The sequence below is a fragment of the Rhodococcus sp. NPDC060084 genome (assembly GCF_042730335.1).
Classification (GTDB): Bacteria; Actinomycetota; Actinomycetes; order Mycobacteriales; family Mycobacteriaceae; genus Rhodococcus.
Genome location: NZ_JBHWWX010000016.1, coordinates 47,030 through 73,146 on the forward strand (window position 1 = coordinate 47,030; position 26,117 = coordinate 73,146).

The window sequence follows — 26,117 nt, forward strand, 5'->3', positions numbered from 1 at the left end:
AGTGACATCGAACTCTGAGAAGAACAGGTACGAACACTCATGAGCACACCGTGAAGCACCAGCGATGAACGTCCATCGGAGATAACCCGAGGTCGTGCGGGCATTGGCCGGCTCGACCTCATCAGTGAGGAGAGCAGTGGCAGGCAAGGCCCGCGTGCACGAGTTGGCTAAAGAACTCGGTGTCACCAGTAAGGAACTACTCGCACGGCTCAAGGAGCAGGGCGAGTTCGTGAAGTCGGCGTCTTCGACCGTCGAGCCCCCGGTTGCGCGTCGTTTGCGCGAATCGTTCGGCAGCGCGAAGGAAGACGGCGCTACGGCCGGTAAGGCCGCACCCACCCCGGGACCGCGTCCCGGCGGAGGACCCCGTCCGGGTCCGCGCCCGGCGGCACCCGCGCCGGCGGCTGCAGCCCCGGCCCCCGAAACAACACCGGCGGCACCCGCGCCGGCCGAGACCACACCGGCTCCGAGCCCGGCCGCCGGTTCGCGGCCGAAGCCCGGCGCTCCCAAGCCGGTCGCCCCCAAGCCGGCTCCCGCAGCTCCGGCTCCGGCCGCGCAGGCTCCGGCCGCTCCGGCTGCCGAGGCTCCGGCTGCGTCGGCTCCCGAAGCAGCGGCACCCGCTGCGGCGGCGTCCCCGCAGGCTCCGTCGGCCAAGCCCGGTCCCAAGCCGGCAGGCCCGCGTCCCGGCCCCAAGGCCCCGCGCGTCGGTAACAACCCGTACTCGTCTGCTCCGGCAGAGCGTCCGGCTCCGCGTCCCGGTGGTCCCCGCCCGACTCCCGGCCAGGGTCGTCCCGCCGCAGGTCAGGGCGGACCCCGCCCGGCTCCCGGTCAGGGTCGTCCCGCCGCAGGTCAGGGCGGACCCCGTCCGGCTCCCGGCCAGGGCGGTCCGCGTCCGGCTCCCGGTCAGGGCGGACCTCGCCCGACTCCGGGTTCGATGCCCCCTCGTCCCAACCCCGGTGCCATGCCGCAGCGGGCTGCACGTCCGGCTCCGGCCGGCCGTCCGGGTCGTCCCGGCGGTGCTCCGGGCGGTCGTCCCGGTGGCGGCGCCGGCGGTGGCGGCGGCTACCGCGGTGGTGGCGCCGGTGGCGGCGCGCCCGCAGGAGCAGGTGCTCCCGGTGGCTTCCGCGGTCGTCCCGGCGGCGGTGGCGCCGGCGGTCGTGGCCGTGGCGGCGCAGCCGGTGCGTTCGGTCGCCCCGGTGGTGCTCCGCGTCGCGGTCGCAAGTCGAAGCGGCAGAAGCGGCAGGAATACGATTCGATGCAGGCGCCGTCGGTCGGTGGCGTGCGGTTGCCGCGTGGCAACGGCGAGACCATCCGGCTCGCTCGTGGCGCATCGCTGTCCGACTTCGCCGAGAAGATCGACGCGAACCCCGCTGCACTCGTGCAGGCACTGTTCAACCTCGGTGAGATGGTCACGGCCACTCAGTCCGTGAACGACGAGACCCTCGAGCTTCTCGGCTCGGAGATGAACTACGTCGTGCAGGTCGTCTCCCCCGAGGACGAGGACCGTGAACTGCTCGAGTCGTTCGACATTCAGTACGGCGAGAACGAGGGCGGCGAGGAAGACCTCCAGCAGCGTCCGCCCGTGGTCACCGTCATGGGTCACGTCGACCACGGCAAGACCCGACTGCTCGACACGATCCGTCAGGCCAAGGTCCGCGAGGGCGAGGCCGGCGGCATCACGCAGCACATCGGTGCCTACCAGGTGCTCACACACCTCAACGGTGACGATCGCCTGATCACCTTCATCGACACCCCGGGTCACGAGGCGTTCACCGCCATGCGTGCCCGTGGCGCGAAGTCCACCGACATCGCGATCCTCGTGGTCGCGGCCGACGACGGTGTCATGCCGCAGACGGTGGAAGCGATCAACCACGCCCAGGCGGCCGACGTGCCGATCGTGGTCGCGGTGAACAAGATCGACAAGGAGGGCGCGAACCCGGACAAGATCCGTCAGCAGCTCACCGAGTACGGCCTTGTCACCGAGGAGTACGGCGGCGACACCATGTTCGTCGACATCTCGGCGAAGCAGGGGCTGAACATCGACCAGCTGCTCGAAGCGGTGCTGCTCACGGCAGACGCATCGCTCGATCTGCGGGCCAACCCCGACATGGAGGCGCAGGGCGTCGCCATCGAGGCGCACCTCGACCGCGGTCGCGGTCCGGTCGCCACGGTGCTGGTCCAGCGCGGCACGCTGCGGGTCGGCGACTCCATCGTCGCGGGCGATGCCTACGGTCGCGTCCGGCGGATGGTCGACGAGCACGGCGAGGACGTCCTCGAGGCGCTTCCGTCGCGGCCCGTCCAGGTCATCGGCTTCACGTCGGTGCCCGGCGCCGGCGACAACCTGGTTGTCGTCGACGAGGACCGTATCGCTCGCCAGATCGCCGACCGGCGCAACGCACGCAAGCGCAACGCGCTCGCTGCGAAGAGCCGTAAGCGGATCAGCCTCGAGGATCTCGATGCCGCTCTCAAGGAGCACAACGAGCTCAACCTCATCCTCAAGGGCGACAACTCCGGTACCGTCGAGGCCCTCGAAGAGGCCCTCATGGGTATCGAGATCGACGACGAGGTGCGTCTGCGGGTCATCGACCGCGGTGTCGGTGGCATCACCGAGACCAACGTCAACCTGGCAGCTGCGTCCAACGCGGTGATCATCGGCTTCAACGTCCGCGCCGAAGGCAAGGCGACGGAGCTGGCGAACCGCGAGGGCGTCGACATCCGCTACTACTCGATCATCTACCAGGCGATCGACGAGGTGGAGAAGGCTCTCAAGGGCATGCTCAAGCCGGTCTACGAGGAGGTCGAGCTCGGCCGCGCCGAGATCCGTGCGATCTTCAAGTCGTCGAAGGTCGGCAACATCGCGGGTTGCCTCGTGCAGTCCGGCATCGTCAAGCGCAACGCGAAGGCTCGTCTGCTCCGCGACAACAACGTTGTCGCCGAGACGATCACCATCTCGTCGCTGCGACGCGAGAAGGACGATGTCACCGAGGTCCGCGAGGGCTACGAGTGTGGTCTGACGGTCACCTACTCCGACATCAAGGTCGGCGACGTGATCGAGGCGTACGAGCTTCGCGAGAAGCCGCGCGACTGATACACCCCGCGCCTGTGGCGGCGAACGATTCGTCGTTCGCCGCCACGGGCGTGTCGGGACGCCACCACCGACACCGAGGATGCGGATGTACCTGGGAGCGCTCGAGCTGGACATCCTGCTCGGAGACGTGCATTCACTCAAGGAGAAGCGGTCGTACATCCGGCCGGTCCTCGCCGAATTGCGTCGCTTCGGTGTCTCCGTCGCGGAAACCGGCGAGCACGACCTCTATCGGCGCTCCACCCTGGCTGTGGCGGTGGTCGCACCCGACTTCGCGCACGTGCGCGACATACTGGACACCTGCGAGCGACTGGTCGCACAGCGCCCCGAACTCGACCTGCTGTCCACCAGACGAAGACTGTTCGGTCCGGAGGATTGACCCGGCCGACGGACATCACGGCCACCGGCACCGGTGGCCGAGGAGAGGAACGAACGACATGGCCGATCCAGCACGGGCCCGCCGACTCGCCAAGCGCATCGCCACCATCGTGGCCACGGCGATCGGCACCGAGATCAAGGATCCGCGGCTCGAGTTCGTGACGATCACCGACGCGAAGGTCACCGCCGACCTGCACGACGCGACCGTCTACTACACCGTGCGCGGCGCCGACCTCGACACCGAACCCGACGTGGAGGCAGCCGCCGCCGGTCTCGAGAAGGCCAAGGGCGTTCTGCGGACCATGGTCGGTGCAGGCACCGGTGTGCGCTTCACCCCGAGCTTGACCTTCGTCACCGACACCGTGCCGGACACGGCACGGCAGATGGAGGAACTGCTTGCGCGGGCACGCGCAGCCGACGAGGATGTGGCCCGCGCCCGCGAGGGCGCAGTACCCGCCGGCGATCCCGATCCGTACAAGGAGCCCCGTGAGCGTGACACCGGTGACGACGCCGAGTAACGATCCGAGCAGCGAACCGAGGTCTGCTGCTCCTCGCGCGGACGCCACCGCGCCCGCAGTGGGGGCCTCGGTCGACCTGCCGGGCGCCGTGGCCCTGCTCGACGCCGCGACGACGGTGACCGTGCTGTGTCACATCCAGCCCGACGCCGACACCCTCGGCAGCGGGCTCGCACTCGGTCTCGCGCTCGAGCGGCGGGGCGTCGCTGTGCAGGTGGCCTTCGCCGCTCCCGCCGAGGTGCCGGAGTCGATGCGCTCACTGCCCGGCGGGCATCTGGTTACGCCCGCCGCCGCGGTGCGCCGGGATGCGGACCTCGTGGTGACCGTCGATTGCGGAACGGCGGGGCGCCTCGGCGATCTGCGTGACCGCCTGACAGGTGCTGCGCGCACCCTCGTCATCGACCATCACGTGTCCAACACCCGGTTCGGGACCGACAACCTCATCGTGCCGGACGCGGAGGCCACCGCCGTGGTGCTCGCCGACCTGTTCGACGAGTGGGGTGTCGTGCTCGACGCGGACCTCGCCCATTGCCTGTACGCGGGGCTCGTGACGGACACCGGTTCGTTCCGCTGGGGCCGGCCTGCGTCGCATCTCCTCGCGGCGCGTCTTCTCGCGACCGGCATCGACGGATCCGCGATCACCCGCGGGCTCCTCGATACCCATCCCTTCGGGTGGTTGCCGATGCTCTCGTCGGTGCTGGCGTCCGCGACTCTGGTACCCGAGGCGGTGCGGGGCAGGGGACTGGTCTACGCGTTCGTTCGTCGCGCCGATTCGGCACACCTCGGTTCGGAGGAGGTGGAGAGCGTGATCGACATCGTGCGGACCACCGCAGAAGCGGAGGTCGCCGCGGTGTTCAAGGAGGTCGGGACCGAAGTGTGGACGGTGTCGCTCCGGTCGAAGACCGCGGTGGATGTATCCGCAGCCGCCACCGCCCTCGGCGGCGGCGGCCACGCGTTCGCAGCCGGCTACACCGCGCACGGCGCACCGGACTCGGTGGTGGCGGCACTGCGTGGCGTACTCGGGTGACGAGGGAACCCACGGGAGACACCGCGACGACGCCGGAGATCTCCGGCCGTCGCATTCTCGGTCTGGCCCTACCCGCGCTCGGAGTCCTCGCCGCCGAACCGCTGTACCTGCTCTTCGACATCGCTGTGGTGGGGCGCCTCGGTGCGTTGCCCCTCGCGGGACTCGCGATCGGCGGACTCGTCCTGGCCACGGTCAGCACACAGTTGACCTTCTTGTCGTACGGCACCACCGCCCGATCGGCGCGACTCCACGGCGCCCGCCGCCACGACGACGCCGTCGGTGAGGGCGTCCAGGCGACCTGGCTCGCCGTCGGAGTGGGGTTGCTCATTCTGCTGGCCGGGCAGCTCCTCGCCGGACCTGTCTCGCGCCTGATCGCCGGTGACGACGAGATCGCCGCCGAAGCCGTGTCGTGGTTGCGGGTGGCACTGTTCGGAGTGCCTCTGATCCTCATCGGTATGGCCGGCAACGGCTGGATGCGGGGAGTGCAGGACAATTTCCGGCCGCTGCGCTACGTGATCGCAGGTCTCGCCCTGTCCGCGGTGTTGTGTCCCGTGCTGGTGCACGGACTGCTGGGAGCACCGCGATGGGAACTCGTCGGCTCCGCCGTCGCGAACGTGCTCGGCCAGACGGTCGCCGCGACGTTGTTCGTGGTGGCGCTCTTGCGGTCGGGAGTGCCGCTGCGGCCCCGGCCCGAGGTGATCGGCGCCCAGTTACGGCTCGGACGGGACCTGATCGCCCGCAGCCTGGCATTTCAGGCGTGCTTTCTCTCCGCCGCGGCCGTGGCCGCGCGGTTCGGCGCCGCGGCAGTTGCCGGCCACCAGGTGGTCCTGCAACTGTGGAATTTCGTGACGCTCGCGCTGGATTCGCTGGCGATCGCGGCGCAGGCGCTCGTCGGTGCTGCGCTCGGTGGCGCGGATCGCCGGGGTGCCACCCGGCTCGCATGGCGGGTCACCGCGTGGTCCGCGTTGTTCGCCACCGGTCTCGCCGTCGTGTTCCTGCTCGGGCGCACGGTGATTCCGGGCTTGTTCACGTCGGACCTCGCGGTACTCGGTCAGATCGACGTGGCATGGTGGTTCTTCGTCGCGATCATGCCGGTCGCCGGTGTCGTCTTCGCGCTCGACGGGGTACTCCTCGGTGCGGGCGACGCCGCGTTCCTGCGGACGGCAACGCTGCTGTCGGCCTTGATCGGGTTCCTGCCGTTCATCTGGTGCTCTCTCGTCTTCGACTGGGGTCTGGCGGGGATCTGGACGGGGCTTACGGTGTTCATCGTGTTGCGGATGCTCGCCGTCGTGGGACGCACGGTCTCGGGTCGATGGGCGGTGACGGGCGCGGACCGGCAGGTCGGCGTGCACAACGAGTCGGGAGGTTGATGCCGGTGGCAGCGAAGCTGTGGGCGATCAGTGATATTCACGTAGGCCATCGAGGCAACCGGCCGGTCACCGAAGACCTGTATCCGGAGTCGCCCGACGACTGGCTGATCGTGGCCGGCGACGTGTCGGAGAAAACCGACGACATCCGCTGGGCTCTGTCGCTGCTGAGCAGCCGGTTCGCGAAGGTCATCTGGGTTCCGGGCAACCACGAACTGTGGACCACCGCGAAGGATCCCGTGCAGATGCACGGGGTGGCCCGCTACGACTACCTCGTCACGATGTGCCGCGAACTCGGGGTGCTCACGCCCGAGGATCCCTATCCCGTCTGGGAAGGCGAGGGGGGACCGGTAGTGCTCGTACCGATGTTCCTGCTGTACGACTACTCGTTCCTGCCCGACGGCACCACCACCAAGGCCGAAGGCCTCACCGTCGCACGCGACCGCAACGTCGTCGCGACCGACGAGTTCCTGCTTCGGCCCGACCCGTATGTCACGCGGGACACGTGGTGCGCGGTGCGGGTGGAACAGACCCGGGCTCGGCTCGACGCGCTCGACCCGGCTCTGCCCACGGTGCTGATCAATCATTTCCCGCTGGTGCGTGAACCCACCCGAATGCTGTTCTACCCCGAGTTCGCACTGTGGTGCGGGACCACCGAGACGGCCGACTGGCATCTGCGCTACCGCGCGCTGTGCAGCGTTTACGGGCACCTGCACATTCCCCGGACGACGTACTACGACGGGGTCCGCTTCGAAGAGGTGTCGGTCGGCTACCCGAGGGAATGGCAGCGGCGCGGACTGCCCGATCGGCTTCTCCGGCAGATCCTTCCGGTGCCGGACTACCCGCCGGGAACCCTGAACAAGTGGGGCGGTCACTTCACGGTGACACCCGAGATGGAAGCCGAAGCCGAGAAAATGCGAGCACAACGACAGAGGGAGATGCGGTGACCGAGCCGTCCGCCGGAGAACAGGCCGAGACACACGCGGCGCTGCTGTCGCGCATCGTGCCGGAGGGGGTCGCCGCTGCGGAAATGTTCTCCGACCCGCCGGGACTGCGGCCGCATCCGCAGGAGGAACCGCTCGTCGCACGCGCGGTGGACAAACGCCGCCGGGAGTTCGCCGGTGCCCGGCACTGTGCCCGGCAGGCGATGCGGCACCTCGGGGTCGAACCCGGCCCCGTCCTGCGGGGCGAGCGCGGCGCTCCGGTGTGGCCGCGTGGGCTGGTGGGCAGTCTCACCCACTGCGACGGGTACCGGGCCGCAGTGCTCGGCTACTCGCTGCAGGTGCGGTCGCTGGGGATCGACGCAGAGCCCCACGACGTGCTCCCCGACGGGGTCCTGCCGGCGGTCAGCCTCGAACCGGAACGGGAATGGCTCGCGTCGGCGGGCGACGACCTGCACTGGGACCGTCTGCTGTTCTGCGCGAAGGAAGCCACCTACAAGGCATGGTTTCCGCTCACCGGCCGGTGGCTCGGGTTCGAGGACGCGCACATCACGTTCGAGCGCGACACCACCGCCGATGCCGTGACCGGCACCTTCCACTCCCGGATTCTGGTGCCCGGCGACACGCCGGACGGTCCACCGCTCACCGGATTCGACGGACGATGGCTCGTCGCCGACGGTCTCGTTCTCACCGCGATCACGGTGCGCTGAACGATGACCGACCGAACCCACGAATTCTCCGACAATCCTGCCGTCGCCCGCGCGGGCCTGCTCGTCGTCGACAAGCCTGCCGGTATGACCAGCCACGACGTGGTGGCGCGTTGCCGCCGGCTGCTCGGCACCCGCAAGGTCGGCCACGCCGGCACTCTCGATCCGATGGCCACGGGTGTGCTCGTGCTCGGCGTCGAGCGGGCCACCAAGCTTCTCGGTCTGCTGTCGCTGACCACCAAGTCCTACACCGCGACGATCCGGCTCGGCCGGAGCACCGTCACAGACGACGCCGAAGGCGACGTCGTGGAGACGTCGGATGCGTCCGGTGTGACCGACGAGCGGATCGCCGAGGTGGTGGAGACGCTGACCGGAGACATCGAGCAGATTCCGGCGAGCGTGAGTGCCATCAAGATCGACGGTAAGCGCGCCTATGCCCGCATGCGCGAGGGGGAGACCGTCGAGATCCCCGCGCGGCCGGTGACGGTGTCGCGGTTCGACGTGCTCGCGCGCCGCAACGACGGTGCCTTCGTCGACCTCGATGTCGAGGTGGACTGCTCGTCGGGAACCTACATTCGCGCACTCGCCCGTGACCTCGGGGCCACCCTGGGAGTCGGGGGACACCTGACGGCCCTGCGCCGCACCCGGGTGGGCCCGTTCGGACTCGAACACGCGCGCACCCTCGAGGAACTCGCGGACGATCCCGTGCCGAGTCTCGGCATCGACGACGCGATCCGCACCGCGTTCGAGTGCCGGACCGTGAGCGACGACGAGGCAGCAGTGCTCGCGAACGGACGCTGGCTCGAACCCGTGGGGATCGAGGGGGTCTACGCGGCGGTCGACGAGCACGGCCGCGCGGCGGCGCTGGTCCAGGAGAAGGGGCGTCGCGCGGCGTCGGTGTTCGTGGTCCGGCCCGCGAACATGTGACGGCTCAGACGAGCCAGATCGCGCCTGCGGCAAGGGTGCCCAGGTCCACGGTGCGGCCGTCGGTGCCGATCCCGATCGAGACCGTTCCGGCGAAATCTCGTCGTTCCACCACGCGGATATCGGTGTCGAGGGCGATGCCGACCTCGTCGAAGTAGCGCAGCATCGCCGGGTCGGCGTCGGAGATCCGCGCGACCCGGCCGTGCTCGCCGTCGCTGAACGTGGTCAGTGGACGGGCGGGCGGCGCCGGAATACGGCCGTCGTGCGACGGGATGGGGTCGCCGTGGGGGTCGCGTTCCGGGTAACCGAGCTTGGCGTCGATGGCGGCGACCATCCGTTCGGATACCGCGTGCTCGAGCACTTCGGCTTCGTCGTGGACTTCGTCCCAGCCGTAGCCGAGTTCCCGTACCAGGAAGGTCTCGATGAGGCGGTGCCGCCGCACCATCGAGACGGCAGCGGTCCGGCCTGCATCGGTGAGCGAGATCGACCCGTAGCGTGCGTGGTCGAGCAGGCCCTGATCGGCCAGGCGCCGCACCGCCTCGGACACGGTCGACGCCGAGACTCCGAGCTTCTCGGCAAGCAGTTTGGTGGAGATCTTCTCTCCGGACCACTCCTGGACCGTCCAGATTATTTTCAGATAGTCCTGGGCCACCGAGGACAGTGTCTCGGTCGCGGTGGTCTCGCTCGTGTCCGTCACGCGTTCAGTTTAGGTAACCGGCAGCACGGATTCACCCGCGTCGCCGGCACCGGTGCGATGCCGGATCGCTTTGGTGACCACTCCGTGGCGCGGCGAGAACAGATACACGGCTGCGAACACCACTGCCTGCGCCAGCACCACGACACCACCGGTCGCGGCGTCGGTGTAGTAGCTCGTGTACACCCCGACCACCGAGGCCGCGACCGCAAGGATGGGGGCGATGACGAGCATCCGCGCGAGACGGTCGGTGAGCAGATACGCGGTTGCGCCCGGAATGATGAGCATCGCCACGACCAGAATGACGCCGACGGCCTGGATCGCGCTGACGATGGTCACGGCCAGGAGTGCGAGCAGCAGAGCCGACAACCTGCCGGGCGAGATACCCAGGGCGTGCGCCTGCACCCGGTCGAACGCGAACAACGTCAGGTCGCGGCGTTTGACCACCAGCACGATCAGCACGACCGCCGCGAGCGCCGAGACCTGCCAGACGTCGCTCGAGGCAAGTCCGAGCAGGTTGCCGAAAAGTACGTGGTTCAGATCGACCTGGCTGGGATTCTTCGAGATCAGCACGACACCGAGCGCGAAGAGCGTGGTGAACACGATGCCGATCGCCGCGTCTTCTTTCACCCGGCTCGTGCTGCGCACGAGTCCGATCAAGGCAACCGCGATCCCGGCGAACAGCAGGGCGCCGAGCGCGAAGGGTGCGCCGACGAGATAGGCGAGTACGACACCGGGCAGGACCGCGTGCGAGACGGCATCGCCCATGAGCGACCAGCCGATCAGGACGAGCCAGCAGCTGAGCAACGCGCACACCACTGTGGCGGCGACCGCCACGATCAGCGCGCGCTGCATGAATCCGTACTGCAGAGGATCGACAAGGAGATCCACCATCACTGCACCTCTCGCGCGACCGGCGCACTTGCCGGCGACTCGGTGGGGGAAGCGCCGAATGCGAGCGCCAGGTTCTCGGGACGCAGCACCTCCTCGGGTGGACCGTGGACGAGGAGGCGTCGTTGCAGCAGGACGGCTTCGTCGCAGAGAACCGGCAGTCCGGTGAGGTCGTGCGTGGCGACCAGGACTGCGCGTCCCGAGGCCGCGAGGTCCCGGATCACCGCTGTCAGTGCCTGTTGCGTCTTCGCGTCCACGCCGGCGAACGGTTCGTCGAGCAGGAGCAGCGGAGCTTCCTGCGCGATCGCGCGCGCCACGAACACGCGTTTGCGCTGTCCTCCGGAGAGCTGGCCGATCTGCCGTGTCGCATAGTCGGTCATGCCGACGCGGTCGAGTGCGGACTCGACTGCCGCGCGGTCCGCCGGCCGGGGCCGGCGCATGAATCCCTGGTGACCGTAGCGGCCGGTCATCACCACTTCCCGCACCCCGATCGGGAAATCCCAGTCGACGGCCTCCGATTGCGGCACATATGCCACTGCGCCGGTCCGGCGCGCGACCACCGTGGATTCGCCCGCGATGGACACGCGCCCCGACACGGGCCGGACCAGGCCCATGATCGTTTTGAAGAGGGTCGACTTGCCCGAGCCGTTGGTTCCGACCAGACCGCACACCGTTCCCGGCGACAAGCTCAGGGACACCCGGTCGAGCGCGGTGACGGTGTCGTAGCGGACGGTGACCGTATCGATGTCCAGTGCAGGTGCCGTCATCGTGTCAATCCTGCCGTGATCGTCGAGATGTCGTGCCGCAGCAGGTCCAGGTAGGTGGGGACGGGACCGTCCGGGCCGGACAGCGAATCGACGTAGAGGGTGCCGCCGAACCGCGCCCCGGTGTCCGCCGCGACCTGCTGCTGCGCCTTGTCCGACACGGTCGATTCGCAGAACACCGCGGGGACCCGGTTCTCGCGCACGAAGTCCACGGTCCGGGCGACCTGCTGGGGCGTGCCCTGCTGGTCCGCGTTGACCGGCCACAGGTAGGCCTCCCGCAACCCTGCGTCGCGCGCCAGGTAACTGAACGCGCCCTCACACGTCACGAGGGCTCGCTGCTCCTCCGGTAGTGCCGAGACACCGGCGATCAGTTCGTCGTGGAGCGCCGCGAGTTCGGCTTTGTACGTGGATGCGTTCGCCGCGAAGTCGTCCGCGTGTTCGGGTGCGAGATCGGACAACGCGGCGGCGATGTTGTCGACATAGATCTGCGCGGTGAGCGGTGACATCCACGCGTGCGGATTGGTTTGCCCGGCGTAGCTGTCTCCGGTGATGTACACCGGTTCGATGCCGTCGCTGAGGACGACGTGCGAGGCGTCGGCGTCTTCGAGGAACTGTTCGAACCAGCGCTCGAGCCCGAGTCCGTTGTCCAGGACGAGATCGGCGTCGGCGGCGTTGCGGAGGTCGCTGGGAGTGGGCTCGTAGCCGTGGACCTCGGCGCCCGGTTTCGTGATGGATTCGACGCGCACATGGTCTCCGGCGACGGCGCGGGTCATGTCGGCGATCACGGTGAACGTGGTGAGGGCGAACGGCCGCTCGTCGGCGTCCGTCGGTGAGGTGCAGGCGGTGAGGGCGACGGCAGCAGCCGCCAGAACGGCGGTTTTGACCCATCTAATGGAAATCTTCGGCACACCGAAATTATGCATTCGGGTGCCGGATGTTGTCCACGTGGGCTACGGAGCCGGTCGAGGATGACCGACCGGCGCGTGCGCCGTAGGCTGCCGATGTGCAGAGATGGCGAGGTCTGGACGAGATACCTGCGGACTGGGGTCGTTGTGTGGTGACGATCGGGGTGTTCGACGGCGTACACCGGGGGCACCAGCAGCTGATTTCGAGCGCTGTGAAAGCCGCGACGGAACGAGGTGTCCCGAGCGTGCTCATGACGTTCGATCCACACCCCATGGAGGTCGTGCGGCCGGGAAGTCACCCCGCGCAGCTGACGACACTGGCGCGGCGCGCCGAGCTGGCGGAGGAACTGGGAATCGACGTGTTCTGCGTCGTGCCGTTCACCCCCGAATTCATGAAGCTCTCGCCGGAGCGGTACGCCCACGAGATCCTCGTCGAACGACTCCATGTCGCGGAAGTGGTCGTGGGGGAGAACTTCACCTTCGGCAAGAAGGCGGCCGGCACCGTCGACCTCCTGCGCTCGATCGGCGCGCGATCCGGTTTCGCGGTGCAGGGCCTGACCCTCGTCGCCGAGCACGCCGTCACGTTCTCCTCGACCTACATCCGGTCCTGTGTCGACGCCGGTGATGTCGCTGCGGCGGCCGATGCGCTCGGCCGCCCTCATCGCGTCGAAGGAGTCGTCGTGCACGGCGACGGGAGAGGGCGCGGGCTCGGCTTCCCGACCGCGAACGTCGCGCCGCCGATGTACGCCGCTATCCCGGCCGACGGCGTCTACGCCGCATGGTTCACCGTGCTCGGCTCGGGATCACCCGTCGACGGTGTCTCGGTCGGGGAGCGGTACATGGCCGCGGTGTCGGTCGGAACCAATCCCACGTTCTCCGGACGCAAGCGCACCGTCGAGGCATACGTCCTCGACGAGGAAGCCGATCTCTACGGTCAGCACGTGGCGGTGGACTTCGTCGAACGGCTGCGCGGCATGGAGAAGTTCGATTCCGTGGAGGCGCTGATTTCTGCGATGCACCGCGATGCCGACCGCGTGCGCGAGGTACTCGCTGCCGGCTGACCGCATGTACCGGCCGCCGGGTATCCCCGTCGGCCGAACGTACGGGAGAGGCGGGCGCGCGGGGGGCGGGCGCGGCTCTGGTAATATCGACCGCTGGTGTGTGCTGCGGTTCGCGGCGGCCGCACCGGCGGACCCGGTCCGCTATCTGTCACGCGGACGTCAGTTGTTCAGGAGAACTACCAGTGGCATTGACCACCGAACAGAAGAAGTCGATCCTCGGCGAATACGGCCTGCACGAGACCGATACCGGGTCGCCCGAGGCTCAGGTTGCGATGCTCACCAAGCGCATCGTCGACCTCACCGAGCACCTCAAGCAGCACAAGCACGACCACCACTCCCGCCGCGGCTTGCTGCTGCTGGTCGGTCGTCGTCGCCGCCTGCTGAAGTACGTCGAGAAGGTCGACGTCGAGCGTTACCGCTCGCTCATCCAGCGTCTGGGCCTGCGTCGCTGACGCAGCCGAGAAGCGACACGATCTGCATCCGCTGATCTTTTCCGACAGCCAACGGGGCACCCACTACACTGGGCCCCGTTGGCTATCGGTGTTTGTGCCGGTATAGCCGGCACGCCACACCGCCGACGGCGGTGAACCGTATGCACCGATGGTGTCGGTCCTCGGTAGTGACTTTCCGGTCCGGGCACGGCGTCCGTAAGAGACGCCCCCGCCGGAGGGTTTCGATCGACGACCGCCTCCGTGAATCGGTGCGCTACCACGGCCAAGGGGGCCGTGGAGCCCGCGCGGGTACGGCGAAGACGAAGAGGGAAGAGAAGATACAAAGATGACAAGCAATTCCGCAGTCGAGACCGACGAAGGCGTCTACGAAGCCGTCGCGACACTCGACAACGGTGCCTACGGCACCCGCACCATCCGTTTCGAGACCGGCCGCCTCGCACAGCAGGCCGCCGGCGCCGTCGTCGCCTACCTCGACGACGAGACCATGCTGCTGTCGGCCACCAGCGCGTCGAAGCACCCCAAGGAGCACTTCGACTTCTTCCCGCTCACGGTGGATGTCGAAGAGCGTATGTACGCTGCCGGGCGCATCCCGGGCTCGTTCTTCCGTCGCGAGGGCCGTCCCTCCACCGACGCGATCCTCACGTGCCGCTTGATCGACCGGCCGCTGCGCCCGTCCTTCGTGGACGGCCTGCGCAACGAGATCCAGGTCGTCGTCACGGTTCTGAGCCTGAACCCGAACGACCTGTACGACGTGGTCGCGATCAACGCGGCGTCGGCGTCGACGCAGCTCGCCGGACTGCCGTTCTCCGGACCCGTCGGCGGTGTGCGTGTCGCACTCATCACGTCCGACGACAACAAGGCCGGCCAGTGGGTTGCCTTCCCGACGGTCGAGCAGCTCGAGAACGCCGTGTTCGACATGGTGGTCGCGGGCCGCATCGTCGGCGGTGCGGACAACCCGGACACCGCTGATGTCGCGATCATGATGGTCGAGGCGGAGGCCACCGAGAACGTCATCGCACTCGTCGAGGGTGGCGCACAGGCGCCGACCGAAGCGATCGTCGCGCAGGGCCTCGAGGCCGCCAAGCCGTTCATCGCCCGCCTCTGCGTCGCTCAGCAGCAGCTCGCTGTTGCTGCCGCGAAGCCGACCGGCGACTTCCCGCTGTTCCCGGCCTACGCGGACGACGTGTACGCCGAGGTCGAGGCTGCGGCGTCGACGAAGCTGGCCGAGGCGCTGACCATCGCCGGCAAGCAGCAGCGTGACGAGCGCACCGACGAGATCAAGGTCGAGGTTCTCGAGCAGGTCGGCCCGAAGTTCGAGGGTCGCGAGAAGGAGATCGGCGCGGCCTTCCGCGCGCTGACCAAGAAGCTGGTTCGCCAGCGCATCCTGCGTGACCAGTTCCGTATCGACGGGCGCGGGATCACGGACATCCGTGCACTCTCGGCCGAGGTCGCGGTCGTTCCCCGTGCACACGGTTCGGCTCTGTTCGAGCGTGGCGAGACCCAGATCATGGGTATCACCACCCTCGACATGGTCAAGATGGCTCAGCAGGTCGACTCGCTCGGCCCGGAGACCAGCAAGCGCTACATGCACCACTACAACTTCCCGCCGTACTCGACCGGTGAGACCGGCCGCGTCGGTTCGCCGAAGCGTCGCGAGATCGGCCACGGCGCCCTCGCGGAGCGGGCACTCGTGCCGGTGCTCCCGAGCCAGGAAGAGTTCCCGTACGCGATCCGTCAGGTGTCGGAAGCGTTGAGCTCCAACGGTTCCACGTCGATGGGTTCGGTGTGCGCCTCGACCCTGTCGCTGCTCAACGCCGGTGTTCCGCTCAAGGCTCCGGTCGCGGGTATCGCGATGGGCCTGGTCTCGGACGAGGTCGACGGTGAGATCCGCTACGTGGCACTGACCGACATCCTCGGAGCCGAAGACGCGTTCGGCGACATGGACTTCAAGGTCGCCGGAACGAAGGATTTCGTCACCGCGCTGCAGCTCGACACCAAGCTCGACGGAATCCCGTCGCAGGTGCTCGCGGGTGCGCTGTCGCAGGCACACGACGCGCGCGCCACGATCCTCGAGGTCATGGCCGAGGCCATCGACGCTCCGGACGAGATGAGCCCGTTCGCGCCGCGCATCACCACGATCAAGGTTCCGATCGACAAGATCGGCGAGGTCATCGGGCCCAAGGGCAAGATGATCAACTCGATCACCGAGGAGACCGGCGCCAACATCTCCATCGAGGACGACGGCACCGTGTACGTCGGAGCTGCGGACGGTCCGTCCGCGCAGGCAGCGATCGACAAGATCAACGCCATCGCCAATCCGCAGCTGCCGAAGGTCGGCGAGCGTTTCCTCGGCACCGTGGTCAAGACCACGGCGTTCGGTGCGTTCGTCTCCCTGCTCCCGGGCCGTGACGGTCTGGTGCACATCAGCAAGCTCGGCAACGGCAAGCGCATCGCGAAGGTCGAAGACGTCGTGAGCGTCGGGTCCAAGCTGCGGGTCGAGATCGCCGACATCGACAACCGGGGCAAGATCAGCCTCGTGCCCGTCGAGGACGACGCCGCCGCCGAGGCCGCTCCGGCCGAGGCAGCCACCGAGTCCTGATCGGCTCCTCCCGGTAGCCTCCCGCTCCGGGACAGGCAATCACCGCGCGCTGTTCCTTCCCTTCGGGGCGGGAACAGCGCGCGGTGTCGTTGCGCGAGGGTCCTGTCCGGTCGCCGACCCGACCTGCGGCGGAGCGTCGCCGATGGCTCGCAACATGGAGAATCGAAGACCACCCCCGTGTAAACCTTTAGGCAAAAGGCGTACGGCGATTCTGCCGAGGGTGTTCCCTGGTGGTGTGAGCACGGTTACAGCCTCAGGAATCGGGGCACGTCCAGGAGTCAACCTGGCACTGGCGACCTGGGTGTCGGCCATGAACTTCTGGGCCTGGAACCTGATCGGACCGCTGTCCACCACCTACGCCGGCGACATGTCGCTGAGCAGCTCCGAGACATCGATGCTCGTGGCGACCCCGATCCTCGTGGGGTCGCTCGGCAGGATCGTGGTGGGCGCCCTCACGGACCGCTACGGCGGCAGGGTCATGTTCATCACGATCACCCTCGCGTCGATACTGCCGGTCCTCGCGGTCGGCTTCGCGGGCAGTGCGGGCTCGTACCCGCTGCTGCTCGTCTTCGGATTCTTCCTGGGAATCGCCGGCACGATTTTCGCCGTCGGGATCCCGTTCGCCAACAACTGGTACGACCCGTCGCGTCGTGGCTTCGCCACGGGTGTATTCGGTGCGGGCATGGTCGGCACGGCACTGTCGGCCTTCTTCACGCCGCGTTTCGTCGGATGGTTCGGGCTGGTCGCCACCCACGTGATCATCGCAGTGGTGCTCGCACTGACCGCGGTGTTGTGTCTGACCGTCATGAGGAACGCGCCCGCATTCGTTCCCAACACCCAGCCGGTGGTGCCCAAATTCCTTGCGGCATGCAAACTCCGGGTCACCTGGGAAATGTCGTTCCTGTATGCCATCGTCTTCGGCGGTTTCGTCGCGTTCAGCAGCTACCTGCCCACCTACATCAGGACGGTGTACGAGTTCTCCGCGGTGGATGCAGGTACCCGTACCGCGGGGTTCGCCGTCGCCGCGGTGATCGCCCGCCCCATCGGCGGAACCCTCTCCGACCGGATCCCACCGAAGTACGTGGTGATCGCATCCTTCGCCGGCACCGCCGTGACCGCATTCATCGCCACGTTCAAGCCACCGCCGGACTTCTGGTCGGCCGTTGTCTTCATCTCGATGGCGATCTTCCTCGGCATCGGCACCGGAGGCGTGTTCGCCTGGGTGGCGCGGCGTTCGCCCGCGCAGTCCGTCGGCAGCATCACCGGAATCGTCGCGGCGGCAGGTGGCCTCGGCGGATACTTCCCGCCCTTGGTCATGGGCGCGACCTACGACCCGGTGGGCAACGACTACACCGTGGGCCTGTTGCTCCTGGTCGCGGCGGCTCTCATTGCACTGGTCTACACCGCGGTCTGGCTGAAGGCACGTGAACCTGCCGCATCGCGGGACGCTCCACACAGGCAACCGGAGGAGAGCACGTGACTACGGAAAAAGTCGCTGTGGGTGGGACGCTCGAGGAACTGCTGGTGCGTAGCGGCCGGTTCTTCACGCGTGGCGAAGAATCCGCCGACACCCGCAGCATCCTGCACCAGGGCGGCAGAGAAGGTGACATCTTCTACCGCGACCGGTGGAGCCACGACAAGGTGGTGCGATCGACACACGGCGTGAACTGCACCGGTTCGTGCTCGTGGAAGATCTACGTCAAGGACGGGATCATCACCTGGGAAACCCAGGAGACGGACTATCCCACGGTGGGAGCGGACCGCCCCGAGTACGAACCGCGCGGTTGCCCCCGAGGAGCGGCCTTCTCCTGGTACACCTACTCTCCGACACGGGTGCGGTACCCGTACGCGCGCGGAGTCCTCGTCGAGATGTATCGCGAGGCCAAACAGCGTCTCGGTGATCCGGTACTGGCGTGGGCGGACATTCAGAACGACCCGGAACGCCGGCGCCGGTACCAGCGTGCGCGAGGCAAGGGCGGGCTGGTGCGGGTCACCTGGGCCGAAGCCACCGAAATGGTCGCCGCGTCCCACGTGCACACCATCAAGGAGTACGGGCCCGACCGCATCGCCGGTTTCTCCCCGATTCCCGCCATGTCGATGGTGTCGCACGCAGCCGGTTCCCGGTTCGTCGAACTGGTCGGTGGCGCCATGACCTCGTTCTACGACTGGTACGCGGACCTGCCGGTCGCCTCCCCGCAGGTCTTCGGGGACCAGACCGACGTCCCCGAGTCGGGCGACTGGTGGGACGCGTCGTACCTGTTGATGTGGGGTTCCAACGTCCCGGTGACCCGTACCCCCGACGCACACTGGATGACGGAGGTGCGGTACCGCGGGACCAAGGTTGTCGCGATCAGCCCGGACTACGCGGACAACACGAAGTTCGCGGACGAGTGGATGCCGTGTGCTGCCGGAACCGACGGTGCCCTGGCGATGGCGATGGGCCACGTCCTGCTGCGCGAGTGCTACGTCGAGAAGCCCGTACCTTTCTTCACGGACTTCTCCGCGCAGTACACCGATCTGCCCTTCCTGGTGAAACTCGAAGAGCGCGGCGGAAAGTGGGTGGCGGGCAAGAACCTCACCGCGGCCGACCTCGGGCAGGACGTGGAGAACGCCGCGTTCAAGCCCGTGCTGCTCGACAGCGCCACCGACAGCGTGACGGTTCCTCACGGTTCCCTCGGATTCCGCTACGGCGAGGAGGGTATCGGCAAGTGGAACCTCGAACTGGGTGACCTGTCGCCCGCCCTCACGGTGGCACCGCCGGCCGGCGGCGCAGCGGAGGTCCTCGCCGTGCATCTGCCGAGTTTCGACACGATCGACGGTCGGGGCGGAAGCCTCGAGCGCGGTGTGCCGGTCCGCCGGGTGGGTGAGCACCTGGTCTGCACGGTGTTCGACCTGATGCTCGCCCAATACGGCGTGCAGCGGGCAGAGTTGAATCTGCCCGGGCAGTGGCCGACCGGGTATGACGATCCGTCGACGCCCTACACGCCGGCGTGGCAGGAATCGATCACCGGAGTGTCTGCGGCGCAGGCGATCCGGGTGGCCCGGGAACTCGCGCGAAACTCCGAGGAATCGGGCGGGCGCTCCATGATCATCATGGGAGCCGGAATCTGCCAGTGGTTCCACGGCGACGCGACCTACCGGGCCGTGCTGTCCCTGCTGCTCCTGACCGGAGCGATGGGACGCAACGGCGGCGGCTGGGCGCACTACGTCGGGCAGGAGAAGTGCCGAACCGCAACCGGGTGGGCCACGATGGCGATGGCCACCGACTGGAGCAGGCCACCTCGTCAGATGGCGGGCACCTCGTACTGGTACGTGCACACCGACCAGTGGAAGTACGACGGGTACCGGGCGGACGCCCTCTCGAGCCCGCTGTCGCGGGGGCGCTTCCGGGACAAGCACACCATGGACGTGATGGCGTCGGCCGTCGCGATGGGATGGTCGCCGTTCTATCCCCAGTTCGACCGCAACACACACGATCTGGCGGACGAGGCTCGTGCGGCCGGTCGCGACATCCCCGAGTATGTCGCCGAGCAACTTGCCCAGGGGACGGTGAAACTCGCCGTCACCGATCCCGGGTCGCCGCGTAACTGGCCGCGCGTGCTGAGTGTGTGGCGCTCGAATCTTCTCGGCTCCTCCAGCAAGGGCAACGAGTACTTCCTGCAGCATCTGCTGGGTACCGACTCGAACATTCAGGGTGCGAAGGCCACGCCGGATCTGCGTCCGAACGACGTCGCCTGGCCGGAGGACGTCCCCGACGGCAAACTCGACATGCTCATGTCCATCGACTTCCGGATGACGTCGACGACGCTGTTCTCGGATGTCGTGCTGCCCGCGGCGACCTGGTACGAGAAGGGCGACCTGTCGAGTACCGACATGCACCCCTACGTGCACGCGTTCAGTCCCGCGATCGATCCTCCCTGGGAGACCCGCTCGGACTACGAGGCGTTCGGTGCGGTCGCGAAGGCGTTCAGCGCCCTGGCACGCACGCATCTGGGGACGCGGACCGATGTGGTGATGGGGACGCTCCAGCACGACACGCCCGGTGCGATGGCGTATCCCGGTGGAACGGAGAACGACTGGAGGAAAACCGGTGAAGTGCCCATCCCGGGGAAGACCATGGGGCCTCTCGTGGTCGTCGAGCGGGATTACACCGCCGTCGCCGACAAGTGGGCCACGCTCGGGCCGCTCGCGGAGTCGGCAGGGCTGACCACCAAGGGGGTGACCACCCACCCCGACCAGGAGGTCGCCGAACTCGCCGTCAAGTTCGGCGTCATGGATTCCGGTGCCGCCGCCGGGCGCCCGGCGATCACCACTGCGGAACGGATGTGCGACGTGATTCTCGCGCTGTCCGGGGCGTCGAACGGCCGGCTCGCCGTGCAGGGGTATCGCGAACTCGAGAAGCGAACCGGGCGCAGGCTCGTCCACCTCGCCGAAGGCAGTGAGGAACGCCGGATCACCTACGCCGACACGCAGGCCCGGCCGGTACCGGTGGTCACGAGCCCGGAATGGTCGGGCAGCGAAACAGGTGGTCGCCGCTACGCACCCTTCACCACCAACATCGAGGAACTCAAACCGTTCCACACCCTCACCGGCCGGATGCACTTCTACCTCGACCACGACTGGATCGAGGAGATGGGCGAGCAACTTCCGACCTACCGGCCCCCGCTGGACATGAACCGTCTGTTCGGTGAGACATCCCTCGGTACCGGTGACGGAGTGGGGCTGACGGTGAGATACCTGACCCCGCATTCGAAATGGTCGATCCACTCGGAGTATCAGGACAACCTGTTCATGCTCTCGCTCTCGCGCGGCGGACCGACGATGTGGATGAGTCCGGCGGACGCGGCGAAGATCTCGGTGCGCGACAACGACTGGATCGAGGCCGTGAACCGCAACGGCGTGGTGGTGTGCCGGGCCATCGTGTCGCAGCGCATGCCCGAGGGCGTGGTGTTCGTCTACCACGCGCAGGAACGCGTCATCGATGTCCCGCTCACCGAAACCACCGGAAAGCGTGGCGGGATCCACAATTCGATCACGCGGATCCTGATGAAACCGAGTCATCTGGCGGGCGGCTACGCCCAGACCTCGTATGCCTTCAACTATCTCGGACCGACCGGCAACCAGCGCGACGAAGTCACGGTCGTGCGCCGCCGGTCTCAGGAGGTGACGTACTGATGTACACCATCGGACCCCACGGACGGGGGCACTCATGAAGGTCATGGCACAGATGGCGATGGTCATGAACCTCGACAAGTGCATCGGGTGTCACACGTGCTCGGTGACCTGTAAACAGACCTGGACCAACCGTTCCGGAACCGAGTACGTCTGGTTCAACAACGTGGAGACCCGTCCGGGTCAGGGGTACCCCCGCACCTACGAGGATCAGGACAAGTGGCGCGGCGGCTGGATCAGGGACAAGAAGGGCAGGATTCGGCTGCGCGACGGCGGCCGCCTCCACAAGCTCAGCCGGATCTTCTCCAACCCCAAGATGCCGTCGATCGACGACTACTACGAACCGTGGACGTACGACTACGAGACCCTCACCAACGCCCCTGCGGGGGAGAACATCCCGGTGGCGCGACCGCGCAGTCTCCTCAGCGGCGAACCGATGAAAGTGGAGTGGTCGGCCAACTGGGACGACAACCTGGCGGGCTCGCCCGAGATCGTTCCGGACGACCCGATCCTGGCGAAGATCAACGAAGAGGTCAAGACGTCGCTCGAAGAGACGTTCATGTTCTACCTGCCCCGGATCTGCGAGCACTGCCTCAACCCCTCGTGTGTCGCGTCGTGCCCGTCCGGAGCGATCTACAAGCGCTCGGAGGACGGCATCGTCCTCGTCGACCAGGACCGGTGCCGCGGCTGGCGGATGTGCATCTCCGGATGCCCGTACAAGAAGGTCTATTTCAATCACAAGACCGGCAAAGCCGAGAAGTGCACGTTCTGTTATCCCCGCATCGAGGTCGGGCTACCGACGGTGTGTGCCGAAACCTGCGTCGGGCGTCTGCGCTACATCGGGCTGGTGTTCTACGACGCCGACCGGGTGCTCGACGCGGCGGCGGTGGAGAACGAACAGGATCTCTACGAAGCCCAGCGTCAGGTCCTGCTCGACCCCCACGATCCGGAGGTCATCGCGGGGGCCCGGGCCGAAGGGATTTCCGACGACTGGATCGCCGGCGCACAGAAGTCACCGATCTACTCTCTGATCAACGTCTACAAGGTCGCGCTGCCGTTGCATCCGGAGTACCGGACCATGCCGATGGTCTGGTACGTGCCGCCGCTGTCGCCGGTCGTCGACGCGGTCAGCCGCGACGGTCACGACGGGGAAGATCTCGGAAACCTGTTCGGAGCACTCGAGTCGTTGCGCATTCCCATCCGCTACCTCGCGGAGCTGTTCACAGCGGGGGACACCGCGTCCGTGGAAGCCGTCCTGCAACGGCTCGCCGCGATGCGGTCGTATATGCGCGACATCAACCTCGGTCGCGACACCCAGCCGCGTATCCCGGAGTCCGTGGGCATGACGGAGGAGCAGATCTACGAGATGTACCGGTTGCTCGCCCTCGCCAAGTACGAAGAGCGCTACGTGATCCCGACGGCCTACGCGACCGAAGGACACAAGCTCGAGGAATCCGCCACGGACTGCTCTCTGTCGTTCGACGGTGGACCGGGAATGTACGAGTCCGGGCCCTTCGGTGAGTCGAGCGGCGGACCCGTCCCGGTCGCGGTGGAAACGTTCCACGCGCTCGCAGAGCGCCAGACCACGGAAGGCCTCGCGGTCAACGAGCGCGAGCCCTCCCGCGTCAATCTGCTGAACTGGGACGGCAAAGGAGCGCCCACGGGTCTGTTCCCGGGTGCCTGGCCCGGCGACGGCGAGGAGCGGCGGTGACATTGTTCCGGCGGGCGTCACGCCGAGAGGATCCCGCTCGCCGGTTGCAGACCCGGCTCGTCCACCAGGCGGCCTCGTTGCTGCTGGCGTATCCGGACGAGCAGATGGCGGAGCGTCTCGACACCGTCGAGGCACTCGTCGACCACATCGACGAGCCCGCGCGCGGCCGGCTCACCCGGACCGCCGCGTACCTGCGTCGTAGCAGCCTGCTCGATGCGGCCGAGGCGTATGTCGACACGTTCGACCTGCGTCGGCGCTCGACGATGTACCTGACCTACTGGACCGCGGGAGACACACGCAACCGGGGATCGGAAATCCACGCGTTCGTGCAGACCTATCGGGAGGCGGGCGCCGAACCTCCGGTCGGCGAGGCGCCCGACCACCTCCCGGTGGTCCTCGAGTTCGCGGCCACCGTCGCACCCGAGGCGGGAGAACGGCTGCTCGTCGCGCACCGGGTACCGATCGACGTCCTGCATCGCGCGCTGGTCGGCGACGATTCGCCGTACGCGGACACCGTCGCCGCGGTGTGCGCCACGCTGCCTCCTGTGGACGAGGCCCAGGAACAACGGGCCCGCCGGCTGATGCACGCCGGACCTCCGGCCGAGGCGATCGGCCTGCAGCCGTTCACCCTGACCGTTCCGCCACGCCGGGACGCCCACGACCGACGAGAAGGGCCGTAAACGATGAGCGCGGGTGCAATCTTCTGGGACATCGTGCCGTACGTGACACTCGCGATCCTGATCGTCGGCACGTGGTGGCGGTACCGATACGACAAGTTCGGCTGGACCACCCGCTCGTCACAGCTCTACGAGAGCAGGCTGCTGCGCATCGGCAGTCCGCTGTTCCATTTCGGCATTCTGGTGGTGATCATCGGCCACGTCATCGGCTTGCTGATCCCGAAACAGTGGACGTACGCGATAGGGATCAGCCAGCACGCGTACCACGTCCAAGCTCTCGTGCTCGGGACCATCGCCGGCGCCGCGACCCTCATCGGGGTGTGCCTGCTCATCTACCGCCGGCGTACCAACGGCCCGGTGTACTCCGCGACCACCCTCAACGACAAGGTCATGTACGTAGTCCTGGTCGCCGCGATCGTCGCGGGTCTCGCCACCACCCTCATGGGCGCGGGAGTGGTCGGCGAACACAATTACCGCGACACCGTATCGCCGTGGTTCCGGTCCATCTGGATCCTGCAGCCACGCGGCGAACTCCTCGTCGAGGCGCCGGTGTCGTTCCAGATCCACACCCTGATCGGTCTGGTGCTGTTCGCGATCTGGCCGTTCACCCGGCTCGTCCACGCATTCAGCGCACCGGTGGGATATCTGTTCCGCCCGTACATCGTGTACCGCAGCAGGGGAGAGGCGCGAGAGGGTCAGCTGGTCGGCTCCCAGCCCCGGCGCCGCGGTTGGTGACCGTCGCCGGATCCGCCCGCGCATGTATCGTGTGATGTTCCGTTCCCGGACGTATGTGCCGGACCCCGACCGCAGGACCGTAGAACTCACACATGGCTCCCACCCGGCACGTTTCTCCTTCCGATACCGCTTCCGCCCCCGCAGTGGATTCCGGCGTTCGCCGCACCGTTCTGCCCGGAGGCGTGCGAGTGGTCACCGAGCACGTGCCGGGCGTGCGATCGGCGGCGGTCGGCGTGTGGGTCGGAATCGGCTCCCGCGACGAACAACCGTCCGTCGCCGGCGCGGCACACTTTCTCGAGCACCTGCTGTTCAAATCCACCCCGACGCGCACGGCGCTCGACATCGCGGAGCTCATCGACGGGGTGGGCGGCGAACTCAACGCGTTCACCAGCAAGGAACACACCTGCTACTACGCGCACGTCCTCGACGACGATCTTCCGCTCGCAGTCGACGTCGTCGCCGACGTGGTGTTACGGGGCCGGTGCCGCAGCGCCGACGTGGACGTCGAACGGCAGGTCGTCCTCGAGGAGATCTCGATGCGCGACGACGATCCCGAGGATCTCCTCGGTGACTCCTTCCTGACCGCGCTGTACGGAGACCACCCCATCGGCCGTCCCATCATCGGTTCCGTCGACTCCATCGAGGCGATGACCCGCGCTCAGCTGCACTCCTTCCACGTGCGCAGGTACACCCCGCAGCGGATGGTCGTCGCGGTCGCCGGCAACGTCGATCACGAGCACACCGTCGAACTCGTCCGCCGCGCCTTCGCCGGGCACCTGGACGGCACGGGCGGGCCGGTGCCGCGCCGGGAAGGCCGGCTCGAACTGCGCACCACACCCACCCTGAGCATCACCGAGCACGACGGCGAGCAGTCGCACCTCTCGCTCGGCGTTCGTTCCTTCGGCCGGCACGACGACCGCCGCTGGGCACTGTCGGTGCTCAACGCCGCGATCGGCGGCGGATTGAGCTCACGGTTGTTCCAGGAGGTGCGCGAGAAGCGGGGTCTGGCGTACTCCGTCTACTCCGGTATCGACACCTTCGCCGACACCGGCGCGTTTTCCGTGTACGCCGGGTGCCAGCCCGAGAATCTCTCCGAGGTCGCGGCCGTGATCCGCGAGGTGCTCGGCGCCGTCGCGAAGGACGGCATCACCGACGCGGAATGCGCTCGCGCCAAAGGCTCGTTGCGCGGTGGTCTGGTCCTCGGTCTCGAAGACACCGGGGCGCGAATGCACCGCATCGGACGCAGCGAGCTGAACTACGGCCGGCACTGGAGCCTCACCGAGACCCTCGAGCGCATCGCGACCGTGTCGTCGGAACAGGTGCGTGAGGTCGCAGCCGAACTACTGCACCGTCCGTTCGCCGCCGCGGTGGTCGGGCCGTACCGACGCCCGCGCGATCTCCCCGCCGCGGTGCGCGACATCGTCGGCTGACCCTGTTCCGCCTGCCGGGCACCTGCGCCGTCGCGGTGACCACCCGTGCAGACCACAACCCCGGTTGCGTACGCTTTCCTCGGAA

General features: G+C 67.7%; 21 protein-coding genes. 17 read left to right on the forward strand and 4 right to left on the reverse strand.

The features are described from left to right. The first annotated feature begins 136 nt into the window (after positions 1–136). The 8 genes from infB to truB all read left to right on the forward strand — a co-directional run bounded on the left by infB (position 137) and on the right by truB (position 8,944). A complete protein-coding gene (gene infB, locus ACFWBU_RS11205) occupies positions 137–3,085 on the forward strand; it encodes a translation initiation factor IF-2 (protein WP_169652406.1) in 2,949 nt (982 codons plus the stop codon). 85 nt (positions 3,086–3,170) lie between these two features. After that, positions 3,171–3,461 (forward strand): DUF503 domain-containing protein, encoded by a 291-nt coding sequence (locus ACFWBU_RS11210; protein ID WP_169620593.1) that lies wholly within the window; start codon positions 3,171–3,173, stop codon positions 3,459–3,461. Between the two features lie 58 nt (positions 3,462–3,519). Next, positions 3,520–3,978, forward strand: a complete 459-nt coding sequence (rbfA, locus tag ACFWBU_RS11215; protein WP_169620594.1) for a 30S ribosome-binding factor RbfA — start codon at positions 3,520–3,522, stop codon at positions 3,976–3,978. Between the two features lie 58 nt (positions 3,979–4,036). Further along, positions 4,037–5,002 (forward strand): bifunctional oligoribonuclease/PAP phosphatase NrnA, encoded by a 966-nt coding sequence (locus ACFWBU_RS11220; RefSeq protein WP_378528297.1) that lies wholly within the window; start codon positions 4,037–4,039, stop codon positions 5,000–5,002. Next, positions 4,999–6,372 (forward strand): MATE family efflux transporter, encoded by a 1,374-nt coding sequence (locus ACFWBU_RS11225; protein WP_378528282.1) that lies wholly within the window; start codon positions 4,999–5,001, stop codon positions 6,370–6,372. Before ACFWBU_RS11220 ends, ACFWBU_RS11225 begins: the two co-directional genes overlap by 4 nt. Before the next feature lie 5 nt (positions 6,373–6,377). Next, positions 6,378–7,316: a metallophosphoesterase gene (locus ACFWBU_RS11230; protein WP_169620597.1), complete on the forward strand. Its 939-nt coding sequence runs from the start codon at positions 6,378–6,380 to the stop codon at positions 7,314–7,316. A gap of 41 nt (positions 7,317–7,357) precedes the next feature. Further along, on the forward strand, positions 7,358–8,020 hold the full coding sequence (gene npt, locus ACFWBU_RS11235; RefSeq protein ID WP_169620722.1) for a 4'-phosphopantetheinyl transferase Npt: 663 nt from the start codon (positions 7,358–7,360) through the stop codon (positions 8,018–8,020). Between the two features lie 3 nt (positions 8,021–8,023). Continuing rightward, complete coding sequence (gene truB / locus ACFWBU_RS11240) at positions 8,024–8,944, forward strand: tRNA pseudouridine(55) synthase TruB (RefSeq protein ID WP_378528283.1); 921 nt, start codon at positions 8,024–8,026, stop codon at positions 8,942–8,944. A 4-nt stretch (positions 8,945–8,948) separates the two neighbouring features. On the opposite strand, the gene ACFWBU_RS11245 is transcribed toward truB, so the two are convergent. The 4 genes from ACFWBU_RS11245 to ACFWBU_RS11260 are packed head-to-tail and all read right to left on the reverse strand — an operon-like array spanning position 8,949 to position 12,213. Then, positions 8,949–9,638, reverse strand: coding sequence for a metal-dependent transcriptional regulator (locus tag ACFWBU_RS11245; protein ID WP_169620599.1), 690 nt, complete (start codon positions 9,636–9,638; stop codon positions 8,949–8,951). Between the two features lie 9 nt (positions 9,639–9,647). Next, positions 9,648–10,529, reverse strand: a complete 882-nt coding sequence (locus ACFWBU_RS11250; RefSeq protein WP_378528284.1) for a metal ABC transporter permease — start codon at positions 10,527–10,529, stop codon at positions 9,648–9,650. Continuing rightward, positions 10,529–11,293, reverse strand: coding sequence for a metal ABC transporter ATP-binding protein (locus ACFWBU_RS11255; protein WP_169620601.1), 765 nt, complete (start codon positions 11,291–11,293; stop codon positions 10,529–10,531). Before ACFWBU_RS11255 ends, ACFWBU_RS11250 begins: the two co-directional genes overlap by 1 nt. Further along, complete coding sequence (locus ACFWBU_RS11260; RefSeq protein WP_378528285.1) at positions 11,290–12,213, reverse strand: metal ABC transporter substrate-binding protein; 924 nt, start codon at positions 12,211–12,213, stop codon at positions 11,290–11,292. The genes ACFWBU_RS11255 and ACFWBU_RS11260 overlap by 4 nt, the downstream gene beginning before the upstream one ends. Positions 12,214–12,293: 80 nt before the next feature. Between ACFWBU_RS11260 and ACFWBU_RS11265 the strand changes: the two genes are divergently transcribed. The 9 genes from ACFWBU_RS11265 (at position 12,294) to ACFWBU_RS11305 (ending at position 26,032) form a co-directional block, all read left to right on the forward strand. Then, positions 12,294–13,256: a bifunctional riboflavin kinase/FAD synthetase gene (locus ACFWBU_RS11265; protein ID WP_169620603.1), complete on the forward strand. Its 963-nt coding sequence runs from the start codon at positions 12,294–12,296 to the stop codon at positions 13,254–13,256. A gap of 182 nt (positions 13,257–13,438) precedes the next feature. Then, complete coding sequence (gene rpsO / locus ACFWBU_RS11270) at positions 13,439–13,708, forward strand: 30S ribosomal protein S15 (RefSeq protein WP_169620604.1); 270 nt, start codon at positions 13,439–13,441, stop codon at positions 13,706–13,708. A gap of 325 nt (positions 13,709–14,033) precedes the next feature. Further along, a complete protein-coding gene (locus tag ACFWBU_RS11275; RefSeq protein ID WP_169620605.1) occupies positions 14,034–16,307 on the forward strand; it encodes a polyribonucleotide nucleotidyltransferase in 2,274 nt (757 codons plus the stop codon). A 310-nt stretch (positions 16,308–16,617) separates the two neighbouring features. Then, positions 16,618–17,787 carry a NarK/NasA family nitrate transporter gene (locus ACFWBU_RS11280; protein WP_240952173.1) on the forward strand — a complete coding sequence of 390 codons (1,170 nt, stop codon included), beginning with the start codon at positions 16,618–16,620 and terminating at the stop codon, positions 17,785–17,787. After that, positions 17,784–21,482 carry a nitrate reductase subunit alpha gene (locus tag ACFWBU_RS11285; RefSeq protein ID WP_378528286.1) on the forward strand — a complete coding sequence of 1,233 codons (3,699 nt, stop codon included), beginning with the start codon at positions 17,784–17,786 and terminating at the stop codon, positions 21,480–21,482. Before ACFWBU_RS11280 ends, ACFWBU_RS11285 begins: the two co-directional genes overlap by 4 nt. A gap of 34 nt (positions 21,483–21,516) precedes the next feature. Beyond that, positions 21,517–23,190, forward strand: coding sequence for a nitrate reductase subunit beta (gene narH, locus ACFWBU_RS11290; protein ID WP_378528287.1), 1,674 nt, complete (start codon positions 21,517–21,519; stop codon positions 23,188–23,190). Then, positions 23,187–23,870 (forward strand): nitrate reductase molybdenum cofactor assembly chaperone, encoded by a 684-nt coding sequence (gene narJ / locus ACFWBU_RS11295; RefSeq protein ID WP_378528288.1) that lies wholly within the window; start codon positions 23,187–23,189, stop codon positions 23,868–23,870. The genes narH and narJ overlap by 4 nt, the downstream gene beginning before the upstream one ends. 3 nt (positions 23,871–23,873) lie before the next feature. Then, entirely contained in the window at positions 23,874–24,602 is a 729-nt protein-coding gene (narI, locus tag ACFWBU_RS11300; RefSeq protein WP_169620608.1) for a respiratory nitrate reductase subunit gamma, read from the forward strand. 92 nt (positions 24,603–24,694) lie between these two features. Beyond that, a complete protein-coding gene (locus ACFWBU_RS11305; protein WP_169620609.1) occupies positions 24,695–26,032 on the forward strand; it encodes a pitrilysin family protein in 1,338 nt (445 codons plus the stop codon). Positions 26,033–26,117: the final 85 nt, after the last annotated feature.